The 24,856-nt window shown below is 70.2% G+C and carries 26 protein-coding genes; 10 read left to right on the forward strand and 16 right to left on the reverse strand.

The window, feature by feature from the left end:
* Positions 1–53: 53 nt before the first annotated feature.
* The 4 genes from D0T12_RS25060 to D0T12_RS25075 all read left to right on the forward strand — a co-directional run bounded on the left by D0T12_RS25060 (position 54) and on the right by D0T12_RS25075 (position 3,658).
* Positions 54–1,517: an APC family permease gene (locus tag D0T12_RS25060; protein WP_117402134.1), complete on the forward strand. Its 1,464-nt coding sequence runs from the start codon at positions 54–56 to the stop codon at positions 1,515–1,517.
* Positions 1,518–1,642: 125 nt separating this feature from the next.
* Entirely contained in the window at positions 1,643–2,404 is a 762-nt protein-coding gene (locus D0T12_RS25065; protein WP_117402135.1) for an SDR family NAD(P)-dependent oxidoreductase, read from the forward strand.
* Positions 2,401–3,327 (forward strand): NAD-dependent epimerase/dehydratase family protein, encoded by a 927-nt coding sequence (locus tag D0T12_RS25070; protein WP_233526276.1) that lies wholly within the window; start codon positions 2,401–2,403, stop codon positions 3,325–3,327. Before D0T12_RS25065 ends, D0T12_RS25070 begins: the two co-directional genes overlap by 4 nt.
* Before the next feature lie 10 nt (positions 3,328–3,337).
* Positions 3,338–3,658: a GroES family chaperonin gene (locus D0T12_RS25075; protein ID WP_117402137.1), complete on the forward strand. Its 321-nt coding sequence runs from the start codon at positions 3,338–3,340 to the stop codon at positions 3,656–3,658.
* 16 nt (positions 3,659–3,674) lie between these two features.
* Here the strand turns inward: D0T12_RS25075 and D0T12_RS25080 are convergent, their stop codons facing one another.
* Positions 3,675–4,688, reverse strand: a complete 1,014-nt coding sequence (locus tag D0T12_RS25080; protein ID WP_117402139.1) for an SMP-30/gluconolactonase/LRE family protein — start codon at positions 4,686–4,688, stop codon at positions 3,675–3,677.
* A gap of 102 nt (positions 4,689–4,790) precedes the next feature.
* Here D0T12_RS25080 and D0T12_RS25085 point away from each other — a divergent pair, with 102 nt between their 5' ends.
* The gene (locus D0T12_RS25085) at positions 4,791–5,240 is read left to right on the forward strand and encodes a MarR family winged helix-turn-helix transcriptional regulator (RefSeq protein ID WP_199487684.1); all 450 of its coding nucleotides are present in this window, start codon (positions 4,791–4,793) and stop codon (positions 5,238–5,240) included.
* A 42-nt stretch (positions 5,241–5,282) separates the two neighbouring features.
* Here the strand turns inward: D0T12_RS25085 and D0T12_RS25090 are convergent, their stop codons facing one another.
* Both D0T12_RS25090 and D0T12_RS25095 read right to left on the reverse strand, forming a co-directional pair.
* Positions 5,283–8,252, reverse strand: a complete 2,970-nt coding sequence (locus D0T12_RS25090) for an AAA family ATPase (RefSeq protein WP_117402141.1) — start codon at positions 8,250–8,252, stop codon at positions 5,283–5,285.
* Positions 8,249–9,379, reverse strand: coding sequence for an exonuclease SbcCD subunit D (locus tag D0T12_RS25095; RefSeq protein ID WP_117402143.1), 1,131 nt, complete (start codon positions 9,377–9,379; stop codon positions 8,249–8,251). The genes D0T12_RS25090 and D0T12_RS25095 overlap by 4 nt, the downstream gene beginning before the upstream one ends.
* Before the next feature lie 87 nt (positions 9,380–9,466).
* Here D0T12_RS25095 and D0T12_RS25100 point away from each other — a divergent pair, with 87 nt between their 5' ends.
* Both D0T12_RS25100 and D0T12_RS25105 read left to right on the forward strand, forming a co-directional pair.
* Positions 9,467–10,153: a RibD family protein gene (locus D0T12_RS25100; RefSeq protein WP_199487685.1), complete on the forward strand. Its 687-nt coding sequence runs from the start codon at positions 9,467–9,469 to the stop codon at positions 10,151–10,153.
* A complete protein-coding gene (locus D0T12_RS25105) occupies positions 10,146–10,574 on the forward strand; it encodes a deaminase (RefSeq protein ID WP_117402147.1) in 429 nt (142 codons plus the stop codon). The genes D0T12_RS25100 and D0T12_RS25105 overlap by 8 nt, the downstream gene beginning before the upstream one ends.
* Positions 10,575–10,651: 77 nt before the next feature.
* Here the strand turns inward: D0T12_RS25105 and D0T12_RS25110 are convergent, their stop codons facing one another.
* The 9 genes from D0T12_RS25110 to D0T12_RS35525 form a co-directional block, all read right to left on the reverse strand.
* Positions 10,652–11,428, reverse strand: a complete 777-nt coding sequence (locus D0T12_RS25110) for a peptidoglycan recognition protein family protein (RefSeq protein WP_233526277.1) — start codon at positions 11,426–11,428, stop codon at positions 10,652–10,654.
* Complete coding sequence (locus D0T12_RS25115) at positions 11,425–11,673, reverse strand: hypothetical protein (protein ID WP_117402151.1); 249 nt, start codon at positions 11,671–11,673, stop codon at positions 11,425–11,427. Before D0T12_RS25115 ends, D0T12_RS25110 begins: the two co-directional genes overlap by 4 nt.
* Positions 11,674–11,782: 109 nt before the next feature.
* On the reverse strand, positions 11,783–12,016 hold the full coding sequence (locus tag D0T12_RS25120) for a hypothetical protein (protein ID WP_117402153.1): 234 nt from the start codon (positions 12,014–12,016) through the stop codon (positions 11,783–11,785).
* 160 nt (positions 12,017–12,176) lie between these two features.
* Positions 12,177–13,505, reverse strand: coding sequence for an alkaline phosphatase D family protein (locus D0T12_RS25125; protein ID WP_117402155.1), 1,329 nt, complete (start codon positions 13,503–13,505; stop codon positions 12,177–12,179).
* Positions 13,505–14,590, reverse strand: a complete 1,086-nt coding sequence (locus D0T12_RS25130) for a hypothetical protein (protein ID WP_117402158.1) — start codon at positions 14,588–14,590, stop codon at positions 13,505–13,507. The genes D0T12_RS25125 and D0T12_RS25130 overlap by 1 nt, the downstream gene beginning before the upstream one ends.
* Positions 14,591–14,680: 90 nt before the next feature.
* Positions 14,681–15,631 carry a hypothetical protein gene (locus tag D0T12_RS25135; protein ID WP_117402160.1) on the reverse strand — a complete coding sequence of 317 codons (951 nt, stop codon included), beginning with the start codon at positions 15,629–15,631 and terminating at the stop codon, positions 14,681–14,683.
* 2 nt (positions 15,632–15,633) lie between these two features.
* Entirely contained in the window at positions 15,634–16,791 is a 1,158-nt protein-coding gene (locus D0T12_RS25140; protein ID WP_117402162.1) for a Gp37-like protein, read from the reverse strand.
* Positions 16,788–17,765, reverse strand: coding sequence for a phage distal tail protein (locus tag D0T12_RS25145; RefSeq protein ID WP_117402164.1), 978 nt, complete (start codon positions 17,763–17,765; stop codon positions 16,788–16,790). The genes D0T12_RS25140 and D0T12_RS25145 overlap by 4 nt, the downstream gene beginning before the upstream one ends.
* Positions 17,766–17,772: 7 nt before the next feature.
* On the reverse strand, positions 17,773–19,776 hold the full coding sequence (locus D0T12_RS35525) for a phage tail protein (protein WP_158581621.1): 2,004 nt from the start codon (positions 19,774–19,776) through the stop codon (positions 17,773–17,775).
* Positions 19,777–19,851: 75 nt separating this feature from the next.
* Between D0T12_RS35525 and D0T12_RS35530 the strand changes: the two genes are divergently transcribed.
* The 3 genes from D0T12_RS35530 to D0T12_RS25165 all read left to right on the forward strand — a co-directional run bounded on the left by D0T12_RS35530 (position 19,852) and on the right by D0T12_RS25165 (position 23,103).
* Positions 19,852–20,742 carry a DUF4429 domain-containing protein gene (locus D0T12_RS35530; RefSeq protein WP_158581622.1) on the forward strand — a complete coding sequence of 297 codons (891 nt, stop codon included), beginning with the start codon at positions 19,852–19,854 and terminating at the stop codon, positions 20,740–20,742.
* 176 nt (positions 20,743–20,918) lie between these two features.
* Positions 20,919–21,848 (forward strand): DUF4429 domain-containing protein, encoded by a 930-nt coding sequence (locus D0T12_RS25160; protein WP_117402165.1) that lies wholly within the window; start codon positions 20,919–20,921, stop codon positions 21,846–21,848.
* Positions 21,849–22,212: 364 nt separating this feature from the next.
* Positions 22,213–23,103 carry a DUF4429 domain-containing protein gene (locus D0T12_RS25165; protein ID WP_233526292.1) on the forward strand — a complete coding sequence of 297 codons (891 nt, stop codon included), beginning with the start codon at positions 22,213–22,215 and terminating at the stop codon, positions 23,101–23,103.
* Positions 23,104–23,284: 181 nt separating this feature from the next.
* On the opposite strand, the gene D0T12_RS35535 is transcribed toward D0T12_RS25165, so the two are convergent.
* The 4 genes from D0T12_RS35535 to D0T12_RS37450 form a co-directional block, all read right to left on the reverse strand.
* Positions 23,285–23,500 carry a helix-turn-helix domain-containing protein gene (locus tag D0T12_RS35535; RefSeq protein WP_158581624.1) on the reverse strand — a complete coding sequence of 72 codons (216 nt, stop codon included), beginning with the start codon at positions 23,498–23,500 and terminating at the stop codon, positions 23,285–23,287.
* On the reverse strand, positions 23,497–24,036 hold the full coding sequence (locus tag D0T12_RS35540) for a hypothetical protein (RefSeq protein WP_158581625.1): 540 nt from the start codon (positions 24,034–24,036) through the stop codon (positions 23,497–23,499). Before D0T12_RS35540 ends, D0T12_RS35535 begins: the two co-directional genes overlap by 4 nt.
* Before the next feature lie 138 nt (positions 24,037–24,174).
* On the reverse strand, positions 24,175–24,447 hold the full coding sequence (locus tag D0T12_RS25175) for a WhiB family transcriptional regulator (protein ID WP_117402167.1): 273 nt from the start codon (positions 24,445–24,447) through the stop codon (positions 24,175–24,177).
* A 48-nt stretch (positions 24,448–24,495) separates the two neighbouring features.
* Entirely contained in the window at positions 24,496–24,732 is a 237-nt protein-coding gene (locus D0T12_RS37450; RefSeq protein WP_117402168.1) for a helix-turn-helix domain-containing protein, read from the reverse strand.
* Positions 24,733–24,856 lie beyond the last annotated feature (124 nt).

Here is a 24,856-nt window from a genome sequence, read left to right on the forward strand (position 1 = left end):
CCGGTCGTTCTTTGATACTCGTTCGAAGAATTCGAGTCGAGGAGGTCCCCTCCATGGCCGCACCCGAGGTCCGTCCACCGACCGCCGCCGACGACCGCCCCGCGCTGCATCGCGGGCTCCGGACGGTCGGCGCCCTGCTCATCGTGCTCTCGGCGATCACGCCCGCGTCCTCCGTCTTCATCATCGCGCCGGGGGTGATCTCGCAGGCCGGCACCGGCGCGTTCTGGAGCTTCGCGGCGGCGGGCGTCGTGGGCGTGTTCATGGCGTTCGTGTACGCCGAGCTGGCGTCGGCGTATCCGCTCACGGGCGGCGAGTACGCGATCGTCGGCCGCACCCTCGGACGGCTGCCCGGCTTCGTCGTGCTCGGCCTGATCCTCATCACCCAGCTGCTGATCCTCGCGGTGATCGCGCTCGGGGTCGGCACCTACCTCGGTGTGCTCGTCGACGGGCTGAACGGCCCGGTCGTCGCCGCGGTCACGGTCGCCGTCGCGACCGTCATCGCGATCTTCGACATCAAGGTCAACGCGGTGGTCACCGGGATCTTCCTGGCCATCGAGATGGCCGCGCTGCTGGTGCTGGCCGGGCTCGGCTTCCTGAACGTGGAGCGGCCGTTCACCGACCTGCTCGCGGACCCGGTCGTGGCGGGAGACGGCGGGGGCCTCACCGCCGCGTCCGCGGGGCTGATCGCGGCGGCCACCGCCGTCGCGATCTTCGCCTACAACGGGTACGGCTCGGCGGTGTACTTCGGCGAGGAGACCCACGACGCGCAGCGGGCGGTGGCCCGGACCGTGTTGTGGGCCCTCGGCATCACGGTGGCGGCCGAACTGATCCCCGTCACCGCCGTCCTGCTCGGCTCGCCCGACGTGAACGAGCTCCTGCGCGCCGACAACATGCTGGAGTACTTCATCACCGAACGGGCCGGGGACACCCTCAACACCGTGATCAGCCTGGCCATCGCGCTCGCCATCTTCAACGCGGTGATCGCCATCATGCTGCTCACCGCCCGGCTGATCTTCAGCTCGGGACGGGACCGCACCTGGACGCCGAGGATCGACGGCGCGCTGGCGGCGATCCACCCGCGCTTCGGCACCCCGTGGATCGCGACGATCGTGGCCGGGGTCCTCAGCGCCGCCGCGTGCTTCCTGGACGAGAAGTTCCTGCTCGTGGTCACCGGGACGTCCCTGGTCGCCGTGTACGGAGCGCTGTGCCTGGCGGTGATCGCGGGCCGCCGCAACGGGACCACCGCGCACGCGCGGTACCGGATGCCGTGGTTCCCGGTCGCGCCCGTCGCCGCGCTCGGCGCCCTCGCCTACGTCATTTACCAGAGCGCCAAGGACCCGGAGATCGGCCGGCCGAGCCTGTTCGTGACCATCTCGGTGATCGTCGTGGCGGCCGCCTACTTCGCGCTCGTCCTGCGCCGCCGCGGCGGCTGGCGGCTGACGGGCGCGGCCGACGAGACCGGCGGGGACCCCGGCGGGGAGACGGAGGGCGACGAACCGGGGCCGGCCACGCCGTAGGCGCCGGGTGAGGGCCGCCCGGAACCGGCGGCCCTCACCGAGACGGTGCCGGGAGGCGCCGATCGTTCGAACTTCTCCGATGGTCGGCGACGAGCCGCGCGGCCGGGGCGCCTAGGCTCGGTACCATGCCGACCGCCTTCATCACCGGCGCGACCGCGGGGATCGGTGCCGCCTTCGCCCGCCGCCTCGCCTCCGACGGATTCGACCTCGTCCTGCTGGCCCGCGACGCCGAACGGCTGAGCCGGACCGCCGCCGAACTGCGCGACCGGTACGCGGTGCGCGCCGAGACGCTGCCCGCCGACCTGTCCGCGGAGGACGGCCTCGCCGCGGCGGAGGAACGGCTCCGCGAGGGCGTCGACCTGCTCGTCAACAACGCCGGGTTCGGTAACCGGGGCGCGTTCCCGGACGCCCCGGTGTCGGACGAGCTGACGATGCTGAAGGTGCACTGCGAGGCCGTGCTGCGGCTCACCCACGCCGCGCTGCCGGGGATGCTGGAGCGCGGGCGCGGCGGCGTCGTCAACGTGTCGTCGGTGGCGGCGTTCGTGGCGAGCGGCACGTACGGGGCGTCCAAGGCGTGGGTGGTGTCCTTCAGCGAGAGCGTCGCCGCCGAGGTCGGGCGGCGCTCGCACGGACGGGTCCGCGTGATGGCGCTGTGCCCCGGTTTCGTGCGCACCGAGTTCCACGAACGCGCCCGGTTGGACATGTCGCACGTGCCCGACCTCATGTGGCTGGACAAGGACGTCGTGGTGAAGGCCGCGCTCCGTGACCTGCGACGCGGCGTCCGCGTCAGCGTCCCGAGCCCGCAGTACAAGCTGATCGTCGGCGCCGCCCGCCTGCTGCCCCGCGGGCTGGTCGTCCGGGTGTCGTCCGCGAACGGTCGCGAATGACCGGAGCCGCGGGGATGCGGGTGCTGGTCACCGGGGCCGCGGGTTATGTCGGGTACGCGGTGGGACGGCGTCTCGTCGCGGCTGGACACGAGGTCGACGGGTTGGTGCGGCGGGACGCCGAGGTGCCGGACGGGGTCCGTCCGGTCCACGGTGACCTGCTCGACCCGGGCGGGCTGCCGGAGGGCCCGTACGACGGGGTGTGCCATCTCGCGGCGCTGACCCGCGTCCGCGAGTCGTTCGACGTGCCGCTGCGGTACTTCACCACCAACGTGCAGGGCACGGTGAACCTGTTAGAGACCGTGGACACGGCCCGGGTGGTGTTCGGGTCGACGGCCGCCGTGTACGGGACCCCGGAGCGGCAGCCGATCCCGGAGAGCGAGACCCCGGCGCCCACCGGCCCGTACGGGGCGTCGAAGCTGGCCGCCGAGCACGCCGTCCGGTTCCACGCCCGGACGGGCGCGATCGGCGCCGTCGTGCTGCGGACGTTCAACGTCGCCGGGTCGGTGGACGGCCGGGCCGACCCCGACGAGACACGGCTGATCCCCAAGGCGCTCGCCGTCGCGGCCGGGCACGCGCCGCGTCTGGAGATCAACGGGGACGGGCGCGCGGTCCGCGAGTACCTGCATGTGGACGATCTCGCCGCCGCCTACGTCCGGGCGCTGGAGGCCGTTCGTCCCGGGGAGGAACGCGTCTACAACGTCGGGACCGGCACCGGCGCGGCCGTCCACGAGGTCGTCGCCATGACCCGGAAGGTGACCGGCAGGCCCGTGCCCACGCTGCGGCGCCCGCCAGCGCCCGAGGCTCCGGTGCTGGTGGGAGACGCGCGGGCCATCGTGGACGGTCTCGGCTGGCGTCCGGAACGTTCCGCCCTGCCGGACATCATCGCCGACGCGTGGAACGCTCTTATCCGTCCGGACGGCTAAACTCCCCAGCGTGTCCGAGCCGAAGTTCGAAGTCCAGATGCTCCACGACCGGGTCATGATCAAGGTCGAGAAGGACAGCGGGGAGCGCCGCAGCACCGGCGGCATCGTCATCCCCGCGACGGTCGAGCAAGGCAACCGGCTGGTGTGGGGCGAGGTGTGCGGGGTCGGCCACCACGTCCGCGTCGTCAAGGTCGGCGACCGCGTGCTGTTCCACCCGGGCGACCAGTTCGAGGTCGAGATCCAGGGTGAGAACTACCTCGTCATGCGCGAGCGTGACCTGCACGCGATCGCCAGCGAACGACCGGAGCACGGCACCGGCCTGTACCTCTAGCCGGGCCCACGGAGGGTCAGACGCCGCGGACCGCGGCGATCGTGAACGGGATCTCCGGCGTTCCCCCACCGAGCGGGCCGCCCTTGTCGAACTGTGAACGCACCACGTAGAGGGTGCCGTGACGGCGGACGAGCGTCGTCGGCAGTTGGAGTGAGGCGTCCGTCAGCACGCGCTCGCGGCGGGCCCGGTCTCCGGCGGGGGCGACGCGCCAGCGGCTGATGGCGTTGTCGATGTTGTGGACCACCCACAGCCGTCCGTGCTGGAGTTCCAGGCCGTCGGCGTTCCGCAGGTCCCCGCCGTGCAGGACGGTCTTGCGGGCGGCACCGGTCGCGAGGTCCAGCCGGTACAGGTCGCCGCCGTGCATGTCGGCGACGAGCAGGAACCGTCCCGTGGGATCGGCGACGACGCCGTTCAGGGTGAAGGTGCCCGGGACGTGCGGCTCGACGACGCCGCCGAGATCGAAGCGCCGGTGCAGCGTCGCGCGTCCTCCCCTCGCCCTCGCCAGGTCGCGCGGGGTGACGCGGTAGACCACCGAACGGATGCTGTCGGTGAGGTAGGCGGCGCCGTCCGGGGCGATGGCCAGGTCGTTGACGAACCGCGCCGCGTTCCCGGGGACGTCGAACCGGGCCAGCAGCTCGCGGTTCCGCGCGTCGTACACCGAGACCCCGGTCGTGGAGTCGATCACCCACAGGCGTCCGGCCCGGTCGACCTTCAGGCCGTTGGCGGTGCGGCGGCCGTCGGCGCCCGCCGGGAGGTACACCTCGGCCACGCGCCGGCCGGGTGTCATCCGGTAGACGGTGCCGTCCTGGTACGAGCCCGCGTACAGGGTGCCGTCGCGCGGGTCGGCGGCCACGCCTTCGGGATAGACGCGGTCTCCGGGCAGTACGTGCGCGGTGGAGACCCGGGCGTGGGACGCCGATCCATGGACGGCCGCGGACGCCGTCGGAACGGGGGCGCCTGGAACGGCTACGGGAAGCACGGCCACGGCGAGGGCGGACGCGAGGGCCGCGGAGTATCGAGAGCGGGACACAGATCTCCTTCAAAGACAAAGATTAGGACGCGTCCTTACGATAGTTAGAGTTCTAATATCCGTCAACGCTCTTCTGTGCGATCGGCTCGATACCATGCGGAAATGACCTCGATGCCCCTGTCGGAGCGGATCGGCTCCCAGCTCAAGCGCGCCGAGCAGGCGCTCAGCGGGGCCAAGAACGCGGCGCTCAGACCGAGCGGGCTCACGGCACCGCAGTACGCCGCGCTGTTCTTCCTCGGCGAGAGCCCCGGCATGTCCGCCGCCGCGCTCGCCCGCGCCTGCGCGGTCACCCCGCCGACGATGAACACCGTCCTGAGGAACCTCCAGGAGCGCGGGCTGATCGAACGCACCCCGCACGAATGGCACCGCAACATCCTGGAGACCCGGCTCACCGCCGAGGGCGAGGCGGCGCTGGCGGACGCCGACGCCCGCGCGGTACGGGTCGAGCGGAGCCTCGCCGCCGCGTTCACCGAGGAGGAGCGCGCGACCCTCGCCGAACTGCTGGGCCGCTGCGTCGACGTCCTCGAAGCGGTGCGGACCGACGGCGCCTGAAGCCGGAGACGCGGAAGACGCGGGAGACGCGGGAGACGCCGGTCAGACGGTGATCTCGACGGTGGAGCCGCGGCGGTTCTTCGTGACGCGCAGTTGCGCGGGGATGCGGGAGCGCAGTTCGGCGACGTGGCTGACGATTCCGACGGCCCGGCCGCCGTCGCGCAGTCCGTCCAGGACGTCCATCACCTCGTCGAGGGTCTCCTCGTCGAGGGTGCCGAACCCCTCGTCGACGAACAGCGTGCCGATCTCGGCGCCGCCCGCCTCGGCGGTGACGACGTCGGCGAGGCCGAGCGCCAGGGCCAGCGAGGTGATGAACGACTCGCCGCCCGACAGCGTCACCGGGTCGCGGTCGAGGCCCGTCCAGGCGTCGGCGACGCGCAGGCCGAGCCCGCCCGCGCTCCTGCTGCGGTCGCCCGCCGCCTTGTCGGTGGTGTGGACGAGTGCGTAGCGGCCCCCGGACATGCGGCCGAGGCGCTCGTTCGCGGCGGCGACGACCTGTTCGAGGCGGGCGGCCAGCACGTACGCCGACAGCGACATGGCGTGCCGGTTCGTGGCGTGCTTGCCGGACGTCAGGTCGGCGAGCCGCTTGGCGACCTCGTGACGTTCGGCGGCGGGACGCCACGCGCGGACGGCGGCGTCCAGGTCGCGGCGCAGTTCGGTGAGGCGTTCGCAGCGGTGCCGGGCGCGGTCGGCGGCGGACACGGCCCCGGTGTGCGCGGCGTCCGCGGCCCGCAGCGCCGCCTCCAGCGCCGGAAGGTCGGGCGCGGGCCCGGCGGCGGCCGTGGCGAGAGCGGGGTCGGCGAGCAGGTCGCGGACGGCGGCCTCCTCGTCGTCCAGCCGCCGGATCTCGTCGCGCAGGGCGCCCTGGTCCTCGTCGGGCAGCGCGGCCTCGACGACCTCGTCGGGCGTGCGGAACCCCTCGGCCTCGGCCGCCGCGGTCAGGTTCGCGCGGGCCGCGGCGAGTTCCCCGGCGGCGCGGACGGACGCGCGCAGCGCCTCGACGGCCGCGGCGAGCGCGTCCGCCTCACCGCCCAGCCGGGCGATGCGGGCCTCCAGGGTGGCGTCGCCGTCCAGGGCCTCGGCCAGCTCCGCGGACAGCCGGGCCCGTTCGGCGGCCAGTTCCCCGTCCTTCGTGCGGTTCTCGGTGAGGGCCTGGTCGATCGCGGCGCGGGCGTCGCGGACACCGTCGAGTTCCTGTTCGAGCCGGTGGAGGTCGGCCTCCAGCCGTTCGGCCGCGGCGGCGGACTCCGCCGCGTCCCGCAGGTCGTCCTCGGCGTCGGCGAGCTGCCCGGCGAGGCCGTCGACGGTCGCCTCGCCGGCGATGTCGAGGAGATGGTCGCGTTCGGCGCGTTTCGCCTCGACCTCCCGGCCGGTCCGCTCCCGGACGGCCTGAGCCCGGTCGGCCTCCGCCTGGGCCCGGTCGATCAGTTCGTCGGTCGGCGGCGGCGCGTCGGACGTGGCGGGTTCCGGATGCTCGGTGGACCCGCAGACTCGGCATGGTTCGCCGTCGGCGAGGTCGCCGGCGAGGACGGCGGCCATGCCGTCCAGCCGCGACTGCCGCAGGTCGAGGACGTTCTGGCGGGCGTCCTGCGCGGCGTCGACGGCGTCGCGGTGCGCCTCCTCCGCCTCGGTGAGGAGCTGTTCGACCTGGTCGCGGCGCTGCGCGGCGTCCAGGCGGCGGCGGGCTTCGGCGACGGCCGCCTCGGCCCCGGGACGCGCGGCGGCGGCGATCCGGGCCTCGTCCAGCTCGGCGCGGCGCGTCTCCACGGCACCCGGCAGCTCGGCGAGGGCCGCGGCGATCCGCGCCTCCTCCGGTTCCAGCCGGGCCAGCTCGCCGGCCAGCGCGGCGCGCTCGTCCTCGATCTCCCGGAGCCGCGCGGCCGTGGCGCGGCGGCCCTCCAGCGCGGCGACCTCGTCGCGGCGGGCGCGTTCGGCCTTGGCGAGCACGTCCTCCGAGGCGTTCGGCGGGAGCAGCGCGCCGACCGCGGCGCGCGTCTCGTCGGCCCGGCGGCGGGTCGGCACCGCCTCCTGGTGCCGGTCCCGCACGGCCTTCACCAGGGGGACGACCCGGTCGGCGCGGGCGGCGGCGTCCAGCCGCGACGCCATCCGCGACTTGTGCTCGGCCCGGTCGCGGAGCGCGGCCCGCCGGGCGACGGCGTCGGCGTGGCGGCGGCGCAGATCGGCTAGCACTCGCGCCTCGTCGAGGGCGGCGCGGGCGGTCTCCAGTACCGTGGCGGCCTCCGCGCGCAGCCCGGTGACGGCGGCGCGGACGTCCTCGTGCCCGGCGGCCAGCTCGGCGGCCCACGCGGGCAGCGCCTCCACCTCGGCGAACGGCTCCGCCGCGGTTCCCGTGGTCTCGGCGACACGGTCGGCGATCGACGCCGCCGCCGCGCCCAGCTCCGCGGCCTCGCGTCCGGTGGCGGCGCGGCGGTCGGCCAGCCACTTCTCGACCTGGGTGAACACCTCGGTCGCGAAGAGCCGCTCCAACACCTTGCGCCGCTCGTCCGCGCCCGCTCGCAGGAACCCCGCGAACTCGCCCTGGGGCAGCAACGCGACCTGGCAGAACTGGACGGCGGTCATCCCGAGCATCCGCGACACCAGGTCGCCGGCCTCGTCCAGCCGCGTGGTGAGGCCCGTCCACGCGCTGTGCTCGAACTCCTCCACGATGACCTTGGCGTGTTCGGTCGTCGTCCCGGAACCGCGAAGTTTCGGACGTTCCCAGGCGGGCGAGCGGGTGAGACGCAGGCGGCGTCCCCGGATCGTGGTCTCCAGCACCACGCGCGGCCCGGCGCCGGGCCGCGCGTGGTCGCTGCGCAGGCCCTTCACCGCGTTCCGCACGCCGGGGACCTGCCCGTACAGCGCGAAGCACACCGCGTCGAGGACGCTCGTCTTGCCCGCGCCCGTCCGGCCCTGGATGAGGAACAGCCCGGCGTCCGACAGCGCGTCGAAGTCGACCACCTCGGTGCCGGAGAACGGCCCGAACGCGCCGATCTCCAGCCGGTGCAGCCTCACGCCATGGCCTCCTTCCGGCGGCACGCCTCGAACGCGTCGTGGAGGAGGTCGCGTTCGGCGGCGGTCGCGGGACCGTCGGTGACCTCGGCGACGAAGTCACCGGCGATGTCGAGTTCGGAACGGCCGCGGACGCGGTCGCTCCAGGGGCGGGCGTGGTCGGTCGCGTCGTCGCCCGGGTCGAAGCCGAGCACGAGCGTGTGCGGGAAACGGCGGCGCAGCCGTTCCATCGCGGCGGACGGGCGGCGCGAGTCGGTGAGCGTCACCTGGAGCCAGTGGTCCTCGAACCGGTCGAACGACGGATCGGTGAGGAGGTCGTCGAGGCGTCCGCGCACGCGGGCGAGACGGCGCGGCACCGGCGCCTCGACGAACTCCGCCGCCATGCCGTCCTCGCGCAGGTCGATCAGCCAGGACCCCTTGACGTGCCCGTCTTCGGAGAACGAGTACGCGATCGGGGAACCGGAGTAGCGGACGCGGTCGGTGACGGCCCAGCGGCCGTGCAGGTGGCCGAGTGCCGCGTAGTCGACGCCGTCGAAAACCGACGCCGCCACCTGCGACGAGCCGCCGACGGAGATGTCGCGTTCGCTCTCGCTGGACTCGCCGCCGGTCACGAACGCGTGCGCCAGCACCACCGAGCGCAGGCCGGGACGGTTCGCGGCGTCGTCGCGGACGCGGCGCATCGCCTCGGTCAACGCGGCGGCGTGGCTGCGTTCGGGGAGGTCCCACGGGTGCCGGACGAGTTCGGGTTCCAGGTACGGGATGCCGTAGATCGCGGCGTCGTCGACGACGACGGGATCGCCCACGGCGGCGAAGTCGGTGCGGACGTGCACCCCGGCGGCGTCCATCAGCGCCGACCCGAAGCCGAGCCGGCGGGCCGAGTCGTGGTTGCCCGCGATGAGGACGACGCGGGTGCGGGCGGCGAGCCTCTCCAACGCCTCGTTGCACAGCCGGACGGCGTCGACCGCGGGCAGCGCCCGGTCGTAGACGTCCCCGGAGACCAGTACGCAGTCGACCCGCTCCGCCTCGACGGTCGCGACCAGGTGGTCGACGAACACCGCCTGCGCGGCCAGCAGGTCCTCGCGATGGAACGATCTGCCGAGATGCCAGTCGGAGGTGTGCAGGAGTCGCATGTCGCAGCAACCCTAGGCGTCCCCTCCGTCATATCCGGCGCAGAAACGCCGAAGTGCCTCGAAACAATCTTCGAATAGGGTGACGGCGTGAGCGAGCGTCCCTACGTGCTGTTGAGTTGCGCGATGTCCGCCGACGGGTACATCGACGACGCGAGCCCGGAACGGCTGCGGCTGTCCAGCGCCGCCGACTGGGACCGCGTCGACGCGGTCCGGGCGGGGTGCGACGCGATCCTCGTGGGCGCCGGGACGATCCGCGCCGACGACCCCCGGCTGCTGATCAGGTCGGCGCGGCGGCGGGAGCTGCGGGCCGGGCGCGGCCAGCCGCCCGACCTGACGAAGGTGACGCTGACCTGGAGCGGCGACCTCGATCCCGGCGCGCGGTTCTTCACGACGGGCGAGTCGCCGAAGCTGGTGTACGCGCCGTCCGCGACGGCGGCACGGTTGACGTCGACGCTCGACGGCGTCGCGGAGGTGATCGACGCCGGTGACCCGTTCGCGCTGGAGGCGATGCTCGGCGATCTCACGGGACGCGGCGTGCGGCGGCTGATGGTCGAGGGCGGCGGGGGCCTCCACACGCTGTTCCTGACGAGCGGGGTCGTGGACGAGTTGCAGCTCGTCGTCGCGCCGTTCTTCATCGGTGACCCGTCCGCGCCGCGTTTCGTCCGGTCCGGGGTGTTCCCGCAGTCGCCGGACCGTCCGATGCGGCTCGCCGAGGTCACCCGCATCGGCGACCTCGCGCTGCTGCGCTACCTCGTCGGGGGCTCGCGTGGATGACCTCGGGTGGCTGGCGCTGGCGTGCGACCTGGCGGCGCTGTGCCCGCCGTCCCGCACCGCGTTCTCGGTCGGCGCGGTCGTCGTCGGCGCCGACGGGCGGGAGATCTCGCGCGGCCACTCCCGGGACCACGACCCGAACGACCACGCCGAGGAGGCCGCCCTCGCCAGGGCCGCCGCCGGCCTCACGGGCGCGACCGTCTACAGCTCGCTGGAGCCGTGCGGGCGGCGGGCGTCGCGTCCCCGCCCGTGCGCGGAACTGATCGTCGCGTCGGGCGCCCGCCGGGTCGTGTTCGCGTGGCGGGAGCCGGCGCTGTTCGCCGCGGGGACGGGCGCGGAGATCCTCGCCGCGGCGGGCGTCGAGGTCGTCGAGCTGCCCGAACTGGCCGACCGGGCCCGCCGGCCGAACGCGCATCTGCTGTAGACGCGGCCCGGTGGCGGCACCGGGAGGCCCCGTGCCCGCCCGGGGCCTCCCGTGCCCGGGGGTGCCGCCGCCTCCGGTCAGGTGACCGGGGTCTCCCAGGCCGCCCGCCAGGTCGCCGGGCCGACGACACCGTCCACGGTCAGGCGCTTCTCGGCCTGGAACGACCGGCAGACGGCCTCCGACCTCGGCCCGTACGCGCCGTCCGCCGTGAGGTCCCAGCCCCGTTCGCGCATCCGGGTCTGCCACGTCCGGACGTCGGCGCCGCGCATGATGGGCGGCTGGGTGAGCAGCCGTCCGGGCCACGGGGGCGCCTTCTCCCCCGGTCGCGGCGGCGCAGGTGGGGAGGCCGTGCCGCCGGGACGGGGCGCGCCCGCGCGCACCCACGCGTACAGGGCCTTGCCGGGACAGTCGGTCGCGTAGCCGTCCCGGTGACCCTTGATCTCCTTTCCGGCGCCGCCCTCGCGGCGCAGATAGTCGATCGCGTCGCGGATGCCGTGAAGCATCGCGTCCGTCGGCTCGGTCAGACCGCTGTCGCCGACCAGCCCCAGCACGGCGTAGTGCCCGGAGTTGAGGCCGGGGCCGTTGGCGGCCGGGAGCCGGTTCGGGCCCCGGCCGACGTACACGTGGCCGTGCGGGCAGCAGATCATGCTGTAGCCGATGTCGTTCCAGCCCCGGCTCTCCATGTGGGAACGCTGGATGCCGCGGACCGCGTCGTCGCAGCGGCCGTGGTCGGTGGCCAGCCGGGGGTCGACCCGCGAACCGGTGTAGTGGATCTTCACCCCGCGGGTCGAGGACAGCCGGGTCGCGCCGCGGGACGCGCGGGCGCCCCACCCCATGCGGGAGACGAGCCTCACGACCCACCTCCGCGCCGGGTGTAGCTCGGCACGCGGCGGGCCAGGCCGAGCGACAGCAGCGCCCCGCCGATCCGGGGCAGCCGGGCCTCGGTGAGGCGGCCCAGGATGTAGTAGGCGGCGGTGACGAGGACGGTGACCAGTTCGGTCACGGTCCCCTCGGAGATGTCCAGGCCGAGTTTGGCGGCCTGGGTCAGCAGCAGGCCCGCGACGAGCGGGACGAGTGTTCGGATGACGCTGTCGAGCATGACGGCTCCTTGTGAGTTACCTGCGAAATGCGGGAGCCCCCGCCGGTGATCGGCGGGGGCTCCCGATATGCGGGGCGCCACGAGGGGCGCTCGGGGGGCGGCCGCTAGGTCACAGCAGCGTCGCCAGGAGGGTGGACGTGGCCGAGAGCCCGCCCAGCAGGACCGAGACCGGCAGCGCGTAGCGCCAGCGTTCCGCCGCGCGCAGCCGCTGCTCGTGGTCGCCGACCTGCTCGCGGATGCGCTCGTGGGCGGCGAGCATCCCGTCGACCTTGCCGCCGACCTCGACGACCTTGTCGTAGATGTCCCGGGTGGTGATGACCACGCCCGGAGCGTCGCCGCTCATGGCGACGTCCGGCGGACGGACCGGGCCGAATCGGGGACCGGGGCCCGCCGTTCGTCTGAACGCGGTTCCCGGTCCCGCTCGTCCGAGGCGCCCGGGTCCTTCGGAGTCTCCGGGGTCCCCGGTGGGGACGATGCGACGAGCATGTTCGTGCCTCCCTCTCTCAACCCCAGTCCTCGCCCTGCCAGGTCCACATGCGCGCGGCGGTCAGCTCCGCCCCCGCGCCGGACTCCGTCCCGGCCAGGACCGGAGCGTCGAACCACCCGTCCTCGACGCGCGCACGCGGGGTCGTGCGGGGCGTCGGCCGCTGGTCGGTCACCGGGAACTCCTTCGCCAGGGTGGCCAGCACGGTCCCGTTGTGGTCGTAGCCCGTGAAGGTCACCGTGATCGTGGTGCCCGCGTCGGTCACCTGGACGTGCCCGAACTGCCCGGTGCCGGCGGCCGGCGTGATCGGCCCGATCTGCCAGGTACTGCCGCCCCCGCCGCTGGTCTGGTCGAGGGGCGCGGCGACCAGCTCCATCGCCCCGATCCGGGAGTTGCGCCCGTCGTCGGCGGCGACCACGTGCATGTCGGCGCTGAGCAGCACCATCCGCGCGCCGACGTCGAGCGCGTTGACGAACGCGTTGATCTCGTCGAACTCGGTCCGGTAGCCCTTCCACCGGTCCTCGGTGCCGCCGCGGTGCGGAAAGGACTCCACGACGAAGATCACCGGTTCGGACGCCTTGCGCAGCAGGTCGAGGTACCACTGCTTCTGCGCCGGGCCGAGCAGCGACTTGCCGGTCCCGTCCGGGTCAGTCGGCCGGGTCCGCCCGCCGCGGGTGTCGAGCATGATGAACCGGCACCGCCCCACCACCCAGGTGTAGTGGAGCTGCTCACCGGCGAGTGGATAGAAGGTCCCGTGGTCCAGCAGCGACCGCCGGACCGCCTGGGCGCCCGGTGATCCCGACCAGCCGCCGTTTCCGGTGAAGTCGTGGTTGTCCCACGTGTGGACGGTGGGGACCTCGCGGATGAGGCGGGCGTATCGGGGTGTCGACAGCGCCGTCCGGTGCCGCAGGTCGTACGCGGCCTGGTCGGCGGAGTCGACGTCGTCGTAGTGCAGGTCCCCGAGGAAGAGGAACTGGAGCGGGTCCATGGCGCGGATCCGGTCGTACACGACGTGGTCGGAGTGCTGGACGCGGTCACCGGAGAAGCAGAAACCGAAGTCGGCCCGCGTCCCCGGGACCGGCAGGGTGCGGAACCGGCCGGTGCCGGGCAGCGCGGCCCCGTCGACCTCCACGGCCCAGTACTGGGCCGTGGACGGCGGCAGGCCGGTCACCTCGTGCTTCGACAGGCCGCGACCGTCGGGCGTCTGCGGTGTCGAGCGGACGGCGCCCGCCATGTCCGGCGTGCTCGACACCGCGACCCGCACCTGCGACGCGTCCGTGGTGCACACGGTGAACCGCGCCGCGGTGGCCGTGGTGCCGCCCACCCAGCCGTAGACGAGTTCGGCCATCACTCGCTCCTGCGGCGGAGCCCGATCTGCACGCCGAGCCCGTTGTTGGACGTGGTGTTCCAGGTGGCGGTCCGGGTGCCGGTCGCTCCCGCGACGGGCTGGGCGAAGTCGCACAGCATCGCGGACGGGACGGCACTGTTCCCGAGGCCGAACTGGGTCACCCGCACGGTGGTGCCCGTGGGTTCGGTGATCGAGGTCGCCACCGCGCTCTTCTCCCCGTAGGCGCAGACGACGAGCATGCCCGGCTCCGCCGTGGTGATCGACGGCGCGTCGATCTGCGCGGACTGTCCCGTCCGCTGGTAGGTGGCGCCGACCTGCGGTTGCGGCGCCGCGTTGGCGTATCCGGCCAACGCCGCCGTCACCCTCGTCTCCCCGGTGAGGGTCCAGGTGGGGCTCGGCTGTCCCGCGACGTACGTCGTGCCGTAGACGGCGACCCTGGTGTCGCCGCCGATGAACACCGGGGCCACCAGTTCGGTCCAGCCCCCCGGCGCGGTGGCGATCATCTGTCCCGCGTCGGAGTTGAGCGACACGACGGCGATCAGGTAGTCGCCGGCGACGAGTCCGTTCGGCAGCGGGCAGGTGAGACCCGGCCCCCAGAGCTCCGCCGCCCCGCTCGCCGCCCGGAACGCCAGCGGCTCGTTGCTCGCCGGTGTCGAGGTGTCGATCCACACGTCGCCGATGCCGGGCGCGGTCGGTGCTGTCGGCGCCACCGTGATCGTGCCGACGCCCGCGAGCTTCTCCTCGATCTGCACGAGGCGCCCCTGGACGTCGGCGAGTTCGTCGCCGGAGTCGGAGGCGAGCATCAGCCGGCGCGGCCCCTGCGCGTCCGGCGCGGCCGCCGCCCACATCGCCCGGACGCCGTCGGGGCCCCGCCCGAAGGCCGGGATCGCGCCGTTGCCGTCGGCGGTCACCACACCGTTCGCGATGGGCTGGCCGGTGCTGTCGACCAGGTCGGTGATCTGGGCGCCGCCGGACGACGCGTTCCAGAAAGTGATCTGGGCGTTGGCCGCCAGTCGCAGCTCACCGCCCTCTCCGTACTGCACGACGTAGTCGGCGATTCCGCCGCCGAACGTGTGTCGGGCCATTTCAGGCCACCGTCCCTTCGCCACGACCGTTCATGTCCGTCTTCCTCGCCCGCGCACCGCGCGCCGGGCCCGTGCCCGCCGGTGCCGCGCTCATTTCCCGATCCAGCTGGTGGACAGGAACGCGTAGTGGCCGACCGGCACGTCGGCGCTGACGTGCATGAGCCGCACCTCGCCGTTGTCGGGGTGGATGTCCATACGGCCCGGGACGACGTAACCGCCCTTGCTGCCGTGGTCACAGACCATGGCGGGCGAATGCCGCTCGGCGGGCCGCAGGTTGGCGGGCAGTATCGTCAGCAGCGTCCCGTCCGCGTCGCCCTTGCCGTACGTGGACTTGATGCGGCGCAGCGCACCGCGCAGGTAGCAGATCCCGTTGAGGCGGCGGGCCTTCAGCGCCCAGCCGACCTCCCAGACGTCGGTCCAGGCGGGCGACAGGTTGACCCAGCCGGTGTCCTCCGCCACCGTCCGCCAGGTGGTGCCGTCCGTGCAGCCCACCCAGCGGCCGGTGTTCGCCTCGAAGATGAGCTGCCCCATCGCGGGCCTGTCGGGCCGGTTGGTGGAGTAGCTCGGCGCGACCGTCGTCCCCGCGAACTCCCGGGCGTCCTCGATGTCGGCCACGCCGATGGAGGCGGCCCCGGGCGCCACCCGCACCCGCGCCAGCGGCAGTTCCCAGATGCCGCCCTGCTGCCGCACCGGGTCGGGCGGAAGCGGCGTCGCGGCCGGCGTGCCCTGGCGGATCGCCACCGTCACCCTGTCGGCCTCCGGGTCGGCGCGTAGCACCACCAGGTCCTTGCGCGGCTGGGTGGCGGCGTTGGCCGCGACGGCGCGGACCTCCCCGTCCCCGAGCGACTCGTACCAGTAACCGGCCACATGCGCGTACCCGGTCCGCACCTTGATGTTGAGCCCGCCGTCCGGGATCACCAGGCAGGCTGTGTCGTTCGGGTTGCCGCGCACCCCGTCGAGCTGGAAACCCTGGAACAACCGGGCCAGCTCGATCTCCGTCGCGATCGGGTTGCCCGCGAAGACTCCCGACTTCTCGGCCATGTCTATCGCCTCGTCTCTCTGCTGTGGATCCTGCGGCGCAGCCGTGTCAGCTGCTCATAGATGCGCGGACGTTGCTCGTCGGCCCCGACGATCGGCACGACGACCTGGCCCTCTCCGGCCGTGCGGGTGTAGCGGATCTCGCGGACCAGGTCGTCGACCTCGACGCCGTCGATCTCCAGGCTCACCCGGTCGCCCTTGCGGTAGTCGCGGCCGAGCACGACCGCCTCGGTGTCGATCGGCTCGAAGGTGACGGCGGCCCGTCCCGCGGTCTCGTCCAGCCGGGTGTTGGCCTGGGTCCGCGCGGTCCCGACCGGATCGGCCGTGCCGAGGTCGGCGCCGTCCACGAAGTCCTCGGCCCGCAGACCGGGCCAGCCCGGGTCGGGCCGGTCGAAGCCGTAGAACCTGCGGGCGGTCTTCTCCTTGTCGTCGGCCACGATCACGAACGTGGCCTCGGGCGGGGTCAGCGTGTACTGGTACGACCGGAGGTTGCCCAGCTCGATCGAGAACCGCGCGGCCGCCCGCCGGTCGCGCTCGGGATAGACCGCGAACTCCAGGGAGCCGCCCGGCCGCTGCACCACGTCGAAGCCGACCCCGCCGCGCGCACCCAGCTCGACGAGGGTGTCGAGCAGCACCCCGAACCGCGAGGACACCGACACCGGTGTGCCGCGCGCCCCGTCCGCGGCCAGGGTCAACCCCGGCACCCGCCGTGCCGCCGCGGCGCCGGGACCGGCGTGCTTGTCGACGAGCGTGCGCAACACCGTCTCCGCGGGCGCGGCGGCCAACTCGTACGACTCGACCGGGAAGGTCGTGCCGGTCTCCGGGATCGCCGTGCCGGGGACGGGCCACACCAGCCGGCTCAGCCACGCCTTGTCGCACGCGCCCGACGCGATCAGCGTGCCCACACCACCGTCGTCGGCGCTCTGGACCCGCTCAATCTGCCGGGTCGGGCCGGAGAACGCGATCTCGCCGTCCCGCAGGAACACGATGCCCGCGCCTTCGCGCAGCAGGGCCGCGTCATGGGACGCCGCGTCCACGGTGACCTTCCAGGCGCCGACGGCGAGATGCCGGTCGATCACCTCCAGGTCGTTCTCCCCGGTGACCTCGCCGATGACGCGGCGGTCGGCGTCCCGGACGAGCACCTGCCATTCGCCCGTGCTCACGACCGGCCCGCCCGCACCGCGTAGGCGGTCTTGTACAGCGGGACGAAGCTCAGCTCGACCCGCGTGGTCTCACCGACGTCGCCGAGGAGCATGTCGATCTCGTTGACGCCCGGGACCAGCGGCCACAACTGCGCGCCGGGCGCGAGGTCCGGCCACAGGTTGGTCTCGCCGAGCGTCACGGTGCGCCGCCGCGGATGGCAGTCGACGACCACGACGTCCCCGGCCTGGAGCGGCCGGTTCAGCCGCCACTCCGCACCGAGATCACGGTTGACGAACCGAACCCCGGAGGCCGCGGGCCCACTGATGGTCCAACGCGGATACGACCGAGCGTCACCCGGACACTCGACCCGCACACTCTCCCCGATGGTCTGCACGTTCCTGGCCCGCAGCGGATGGGCCGGCGGAACACCGAGCGGAAAGACGGGATCGGCCGCGATCCCGGCCCGCCAAGACCGACTGATCTCCGGACCCTGCCAATAGGGCTCGGCGGCATGCAGGGTGATCCCGAACCGGGCCCAGTTCCAGCCGGCCTCGTCCCGTCCCTCGGAGCCCTCCATGCCCTCGACGTAGTAGGCGCGGATACGGCGCGGCTCCGTCCTAGGCTCGGCCACGGTGAGAACACCTTCACCGCCCCGGTTGACTTCCAGGGGGTCGAACGCGTCCGCCAGCAGCGCACGCTTGGCCAGCGCCTCGGCGCGGTCCTCGCCGTAAACGACGATCGGCAGAAAGATCTGACGAGCCTTGGCACGCACCCCGGTGACGACATCACCATCGAGCGCGCCAGATTCCCGCAGGTACAGCTGGTACTGCGGCATCCCCAGACCCTTGGCCCCGGCACCGAGCGTGTAACCCCGCCGCCAATCCGACAGAATGGTCTCCGTGCCGGAACCGGACGTCCACGTCACCGTGGCGATCTCCCGCTCCGGGGACGGTCCCGGATCCGGCCTGCTCTGTTGTGTGATGAGAATCGGCATGACTCACCTAACTCGCGGCATTGAGCACTTCCCATTCGCGCAACCGGGAAGCGAACTGACGACTGGTCTCCTCCGGGTCCGTGACCGGCCCGTGAAAATGGAACTCGTACTTGCGCTGCGCATCTCCGCGCCGCAGATGACTCGCGTAGGCACCGGCCCCGATCCGCGGCACCGAAACCAAGCCGGCCATGGCATCATCGACATTCCGTGCCCCGGCTTCGATTCCCAACGCCATCCCATCACTGACATGGCGCCCAAGCTCCATCATCAGCTTGGATGGAGAACTCATACTGAACCTGTTCCTGATGAACGCGGGAATCTTGTCGGTGACATAGCTCTTGATGGCCGCAACGATCGCCCCGGCCTGGGACTTGATTCCATTGATGAGCCCTCTGATGAGGTCCGCGCCTTTGTCCCGCAGAACGCCCCCGACAGAGCCAATGGCTCCCCGAATCCGCCCCGGCAACCCACGGGCATAGGACACGATCCTGCCGAAGACCCCGACGACCGCCGACGCCCCCACCTTGAACGGCCAGACCAGGATTGCCAGCAGCCCTCGCCAGTGACCCTTGATCCAGTTGATGACGGAGGAGATCACCCCGCCGATCCGACCCCTGAACTTGATCACGAACGCGATCGCCAGCCCGAACGGCCCGGTAAGAATCGCGAGCAGCAGCTTCCAGTTGTTCTTGACCCAATTGATCACCCACTCGATACCCGCGGTGATCTGCTTCCGAAAGATCAGCACTCCCGCGATCACGGCCCCGAACGGCCCGAGCAACAGCGGCAGCAGCTTCTTCCAGTTCTTCTTGACCCAGTCGAAGATCCCCTTGATCACCTTGGAGACCCACCCGACCGCGATGGAAACCCCCTTCATCGCGACCTCAACGGCCTGCTTGAACTTCTTAGACCGCGTAACCGTCTCAATGAGCTGGGTCAAGAAGGGTTCCAGAAGCATCAAGATCAGCCCAGCAGGCCCAAGCGCCGCCTTGAACCCGGCCCCAACCCCCTTGAGCCCGGTTCCGGCGATCTTCCCCGCAGGCCCAATCCCCTTCAGTCCCTTGGTGGCGGTCCCCATCTGCCGCCCACTCTTGGTCGCCTCCTTGGACGTAGCCGCCAACTCCTTGTTCATCGGCTTCAACCCCGCCGAAGCGGTGGCGGCCGAGCTCGCGACCGGCTGGGTCACCGACCGCATCGCCGCGGCGACCTGCCCTCGCGACTGCCTGATCCCCGCGGCCAGCCCGTCCCCGATCTGCCGCCCGGTCCGGATGGCGCTCGCCTTCGCCCCGGACAGTCCCGCTGCTGCTCGCGCGAGACGCCTGGCCGCCGCCGACACCCCGCCTTGCCCCTGCTTGAGCCCCTGCTCCAGTCCCTCCCCGACGGCACGCCCAAGCCTCATCATGACTCTCGACGGGGAAGAGATCTCGAGCGTCGTCTTAGCGGTACGGGTAATGAGGCCGAAGAACCGCTTGGTCTCGGTGTTCAGCGCCACCTGTCTGGCCTGAAGACCTTTAATGATCCCATCGGCGATCGCCTTGCCCAGTTCTTGACTGTCCGCATTGAACTCTTTGGAGAACAGCTTTATCTGCCGGTTGACCTGTTTACGGATTTCTGGCTGACCACTCGATCCTGCATCCTTCATACGGGGTGGGGCGCTCCCCTGATCGCTTCCACCACCGAAGCGACTTTCGAACTTTTGCTTCCGCCTCCGCTCGATACGCTGGCCAACATCAAGGGACGGCACGTTCGCTGCGATCAGGCCACCGACGAGTCCGACGGCTCCCAACAACAACGCGTCTATGTTTCCAACGGTGAACGCTATCGGTATCGGCGTGCCAGGAAAATTCGGCGCGGCCTGCGCCTTCAATGCTTCTTGGACCGCGCCCGTGATGCCCTTGAAAAAGCCGTCCGGAACCACTGGCACCACGCGGACGTTGATATCGACCTTGATCTCTGGGGGATTCGACGAACTGCCAGTTGTGTCCCATTTAATGGTGACCGTTTCACTCACAGGGACCTCCCAAGGCACGGGTACGCTCATTCAACATTGGTATCCGACACCCGCTCGATATGGTATGGTTTCTACATGATGGACCGACTACACTTTTTCAATGCGTCCGGCGATTGGTCGGGGGATGCACTCGAGCTCAGTTACACCGAGTTCCACAACACTGAGGGCTTGCGGCGATGCGCCCATATGTATCGACTCTTGAAGCGACTGCACGTGCCAGTTACCGCACTCCAAGGGGTGAAATTCACGCGAGGGAATCGGAACCGCACCGGGGGCATCCGGTTTATTCCACGGCCAGGCGCCAGTCCCTTTCACGAAGCTATCGGAGCAGAACTCCACCCCTTCGACGATCCTCTGTACTTTGACTTCCACACCGACCAGGAGCTGTTGATCGAGTACTATGCAACCGAAATCGCATCGGCGATCGACGCACACGGCATGTCCAATACACACACCGATCGATTCCTCATCTCGGTTCCCAATCCGATCGTCCGGTTAGTCGGATTCGACGGCGCCGTGGACCTTCGAGGAGATGTCCTGCGCTTCACCTGGGGCCTGGAAGCGAACCCAAGAAAGCGAATGCGCCTACATCGATCGACACTGGCGATCAACAATATTCAATCCACCACGTGGATGGATTGGAGAAACGATCCCGATAAGATCGGATATCTTCGCTTCCAGCCCGTCGGCACTCAGCGGCTGAAGCACCAGACCGTCGACGCCACCACGGTGCTCTTGGAGACAGATGAACAGTTCGCAGAAGCTATTGTATTCGCCGCCACAGTTCTAGAACGCAAGCAGCTGAAGAAGGTGCTGCCCCCAAGCGCCAAGAAGACGGACAATGCTCTGGCCTCGCCTCCCGACGCCGCCGAACTACTCCGCAAACTCGGTGAACTCAGAGATGCCGGCATCCTCACCGATGACGAATTCCAGGCAAAGAAGAAGGAAATCCTCGACCGGCTCTGAACATCGAGATCACGTCCTCGACAGCAGCACGGATTTTACCGGCCGTTCGCATGGCCAGTAGCTCGCCCACAAGTCGCTAAGCTTCCCTTCCGACCCCCGACCACCATGGCATCGAACAGTGACACCGCAAACCAGGCCACAGAGATGAACTAGTCTTTTTTTGCTATACTTCGCCCATGAAAAAGGAAGCCAAATTTAGACGTGTTCGGTTCGGTTGGGACGGACAGAGTGTCTCACTCGACTACTCGACTGACATCTACGAGAAGCTCTTTCCTACATACGCGCACATTGCGCGAGGTATCCGGAGCCTGCACATCCCGGTCACGGCACTCGCCGACGTAAAGGTAGAGCCGCCGCTCGGTCGGCTCGACGGCTACATCACGCTGGTCCCACGACAGGGGGCCAGTGCGTTGCATACAGCCGTGTCTTCACATCTGCTCCCTGCGATCGATCCTCTGGGATTCAACTTCAGCAGCAAACAGAAAAGGCTGACCAAGCGTTATGTCGAAGAACTGCGAAGGGCTATTCAAAGTCACGGGCTCGCCGACACTCCGGCCAAAGACTTTCTAATTCACTACCCAGAAAGAGTCACGCAGTGCGTCGGCCGAGACGGCAGCATGCACCTCGACGGCGATACCGTGACCATTAGCTGGGCCGCCTTCGCCGATCATAGCAAGAGATCCCAGGGACCCCACTGGCGGATACCGATCTCCGCACTCGAGTCGGTCAACTGGCAGCCCGGAAGGAACACCGCCGGCGGCTACGGTTTTGTTCAGCTGCGTCTGTCGGGCGCCCCTCCACAATTGGAGGTCCATCCTGCAGAGGACGTCAACGCGATCCTGCTCGAAAGCGAAGAGAGCCATGCGAATGGAGTGCTGATCGCCACGACTCTCCTGCAACGTATGCAGAGAACCGACACCTGCCCAGCCCCCTCCATTCTGGAAGTCTGGACACAACTCTACTCCTCCGGCTCGAAGAGACCAGCCCCCCAAGAAGGCAACGATCCCGTCAAACGACTGCACCGACTCGGCGAACTTCGCGATGCCGGCCTCCTCACAGAAGACGAGTTCCAAGCCATGAAGAAGGAAATCCTCGACCGGCTCTGAACACCAGGAACACCGGCGAACCAGCCTGGTCTCACGGAGGCGGCAGCTTCTCGCAGGTCTTGGCGCCACCCGCGTCTGGAGTTGGTGAACTCTACGGCCGAGCGCATTGATGTTGGCCATGGCGAAGGCGACAGGGAGTGAAGTCAAGGGCGTGTTGGTGTCGAGCCGCAGCCGTGATATTTTTCTGGGCTTTTATGCCGGACGCTTCGGTGTGCGAGAGGTTCGTAACCTGCGTTGGGGAAGCTCGTTGAGCGATGTCCCGTTTCATGGTGGCCGTTTCAGTCACCGGGCACTTCTGGCGCGCGGGTTCGCTTGGTCAGCATTGATTTCCGGTTTTCGCCCGATATGGTATAGTTCCTGTTTGATGGACCGACTGCAGCTCTTCAAGGCCTTCGGTGATTGGTCGAGGGATGCACTCGACTTCAGCTACATCGAGTTCAACGACACCGAGGGTTGGCGACGACGCGCCCATATGCATCGACTTTTGAAGCAGCTGCACGTGCCGGTTACGGCCCTCCAAGGAGTAACACTCAAGCGAGCGACGCGGAACCATTATGGGAGTATCCGCCTCCTCCCACGGCTTGGTGCCAGTCCCTTCCACGAAGCCGTGGGAGCAGAACTACACCCCGCGGACGACCCGCTTTTCTTCAGCTTCCTCGCCGCCGACGAGTTGTTGATCGAGTACTATGCGACCGAAATCGCATCGGCGATCGACGCACACGGCCTGTCCAACACACGCGCCGATCGATTTCTCATCTCTGTACCCAACCCCATCGTCCGGTTGGTGGGGTTCGACGGCGCCGTGGATTTTCGAGGGAACGTCCTGCGCTTCACCTGGGGCTTGAAAGCGAGCACACGAAAGCGGAGCCGCCTCAACCGGACGACTCTGGTGATCGATGATCTCCAGTCCGTCACGTGGATGGATCGGCTTCAGGATCCGGATGGGATCGGATATCTGCGTTTCCAGCCCGTCGGCACTCACCGGCTCAAGCATCAGACCGTCGACGCCACCACGGTGCTCCTGGACACAGACGAGCAGTTCGTGGAAGCACAGGTATTCGCCGCCACAGTTCTTGAACGCAAGCAACTGAGGAACGTACCGCGTCCAACCCCCAAGAAGACGGACGACGACGCTCCGGTCCCACAGTGCGACGTCACCGAGCTTCTCCGCAAGCTTGCCGAGCTCCGAGACGCCGGCGTCATCACCGAGGACGAGTTCCACGCTAAGAAGAAGGAGATCCTCGACCGGCTCTGAGCGCGGGGGGCGTGCCCGAGTGTGCGGTCGGGTTTGCCGGGGGGTCGGCGGAAACGCTGTGGCTGTTCGCGTCGGCCGGTCCGGTCGAGGAGTGGGGAGTTTCCCGCGGAGGCGGGAGAACCCCCACGTTGCGGGCCGTGGGGGTCCCTCTGTCAGGAGGGGAAGATGTCCGGCTCTCGGGTCAGTCGGTCGGCGGCGACGGGCGGCGTTTGCCGCCGCGGCGGCGGGTGTCGCGTTCGGCTATGAGCAGGTCCAGTTCGCGGATGAAGACGCGACGGCCGATCCGGACGACGGGCAGGTGACCGCGGCTGATCCACTGGCGGATCGCCGGAACGCCCATGCCGACGCGTTCAGCGGCCTGCGGTACGGACAGGAAGGTTCGAGTCAGGTCGGTCATGACACCTTCTTGCGGGGGTGGGCGGTGGACGTCCAACCGCAGGCGCCGCAGCGCACCTCGTCGGCGTGCGGGTCGGGCGAGACGGTCATCAGGTCGCAGTCCGGGCATGCCGCGGTGGGGCGGCGGGGTGCCCCGGTGCGGTTGCTCGAACGTAGACGACGGTGCAGGTCGAGGATCTCGCGGCCGAAGTCGGCGGCGCCGTCGAAGGCGAGGAGTCCATCGAGATGCTGGGCGAGCCAGGCGACGGTGCCCGCCAGTGTCGGCGCGAACCGGCCCCGGCGAGGGCGGGGCGGTAATGAACGTGCCTCCCGGTAGGCGTCCTCCCAGCCCAACAGGGTGTGCAGCAGTTCGTCCAGGTCGTCGACCGCGGCGGACGGCGACGGTCGGGTGCGGGTGCCCGACACCTTCTCCCCCGGGCCCGACCGCCGCTGATCCAGCGCGGCGCCGATCTTGGCCGCGAGGTCGTCGAGCTCGACCAGGCGGTGGCGCAGCAGCGACTGGCAGGGGCGGCACCACACCGGCTCGCCGGCGCTCACCGACCGCGGCGCCGACGCGGCGCGGTGACGTGAAGTCCGATTGCACGGACCTGGACAAAGGAACATGGGTCTCCTCGAAGGTGGATCGAAAGGCGCCGGGGACCGCGCGGTCCCGTCCCGCGCGGTCCCCGGCGTGACTCATGCGGGGGTGGTGGTGAGCAGACCTCGGGCGAGGCGGGTCCGCAGTCGTGTCGCCGACCGCTCACGGTCGGTCGTGCCGCCCCAGATGCCCTCCAGGGCCTCGTCGGCGACGGCGTAGCGCAGGCACTCCTCCCGTACGGGGCAGCCCGAGCAGATGCGTTTGGCGGCGGCGACCCCCGCCCGGTCGGACGGCTTGACGAAGAACGCGTCCGGATCGACGCCGCGGCAGGCGGCCAGCGCGTGCCAGGCGGCGGAGAAATCCAGCTTCATGGCTCCTCCCCCCCGGAAGGACGGTTCGTCCGCACTCGGCCTCGATTCCTATGCGACATCCTGATGGTTTTCTTTGATTATTGACGCTAACGGCACCGTCATCGCGGCCGCGATCCGGCAGGCCACGGCATGGGACGCCCGACTCCTGCGCCCCGTCTCCAACATGCAGAGGTACGACGTATCGATGCCCGCAAGGGCCGCCACGTCCGCCTGCCTCAGCTGGCGCCGGTTGCGGAGCACGCGTAAGGCCGCCCCATCGATGGGGACGAGTTGTTGATGGTTCATGACGCCAATTTATGACAATGATCTTGCGCTCAGATGGTTCAACTTTCACCGCTCCTGTGAGAAGGATCACACTACAGAACGATCTCGGTGATGCGGCTCTCGCGGAGTCGTCACAGCTCACCGG

The organism is Actinomadura spongiicola (genome assembly GCF_003432485.1).
Taxonomy (GTDB): Bacteria; Actinomycetota; Actinomycetes; order Streptosporangiales; family Streptosporangiaceae; genus Spirillospora; species Spirillospora spongiicola.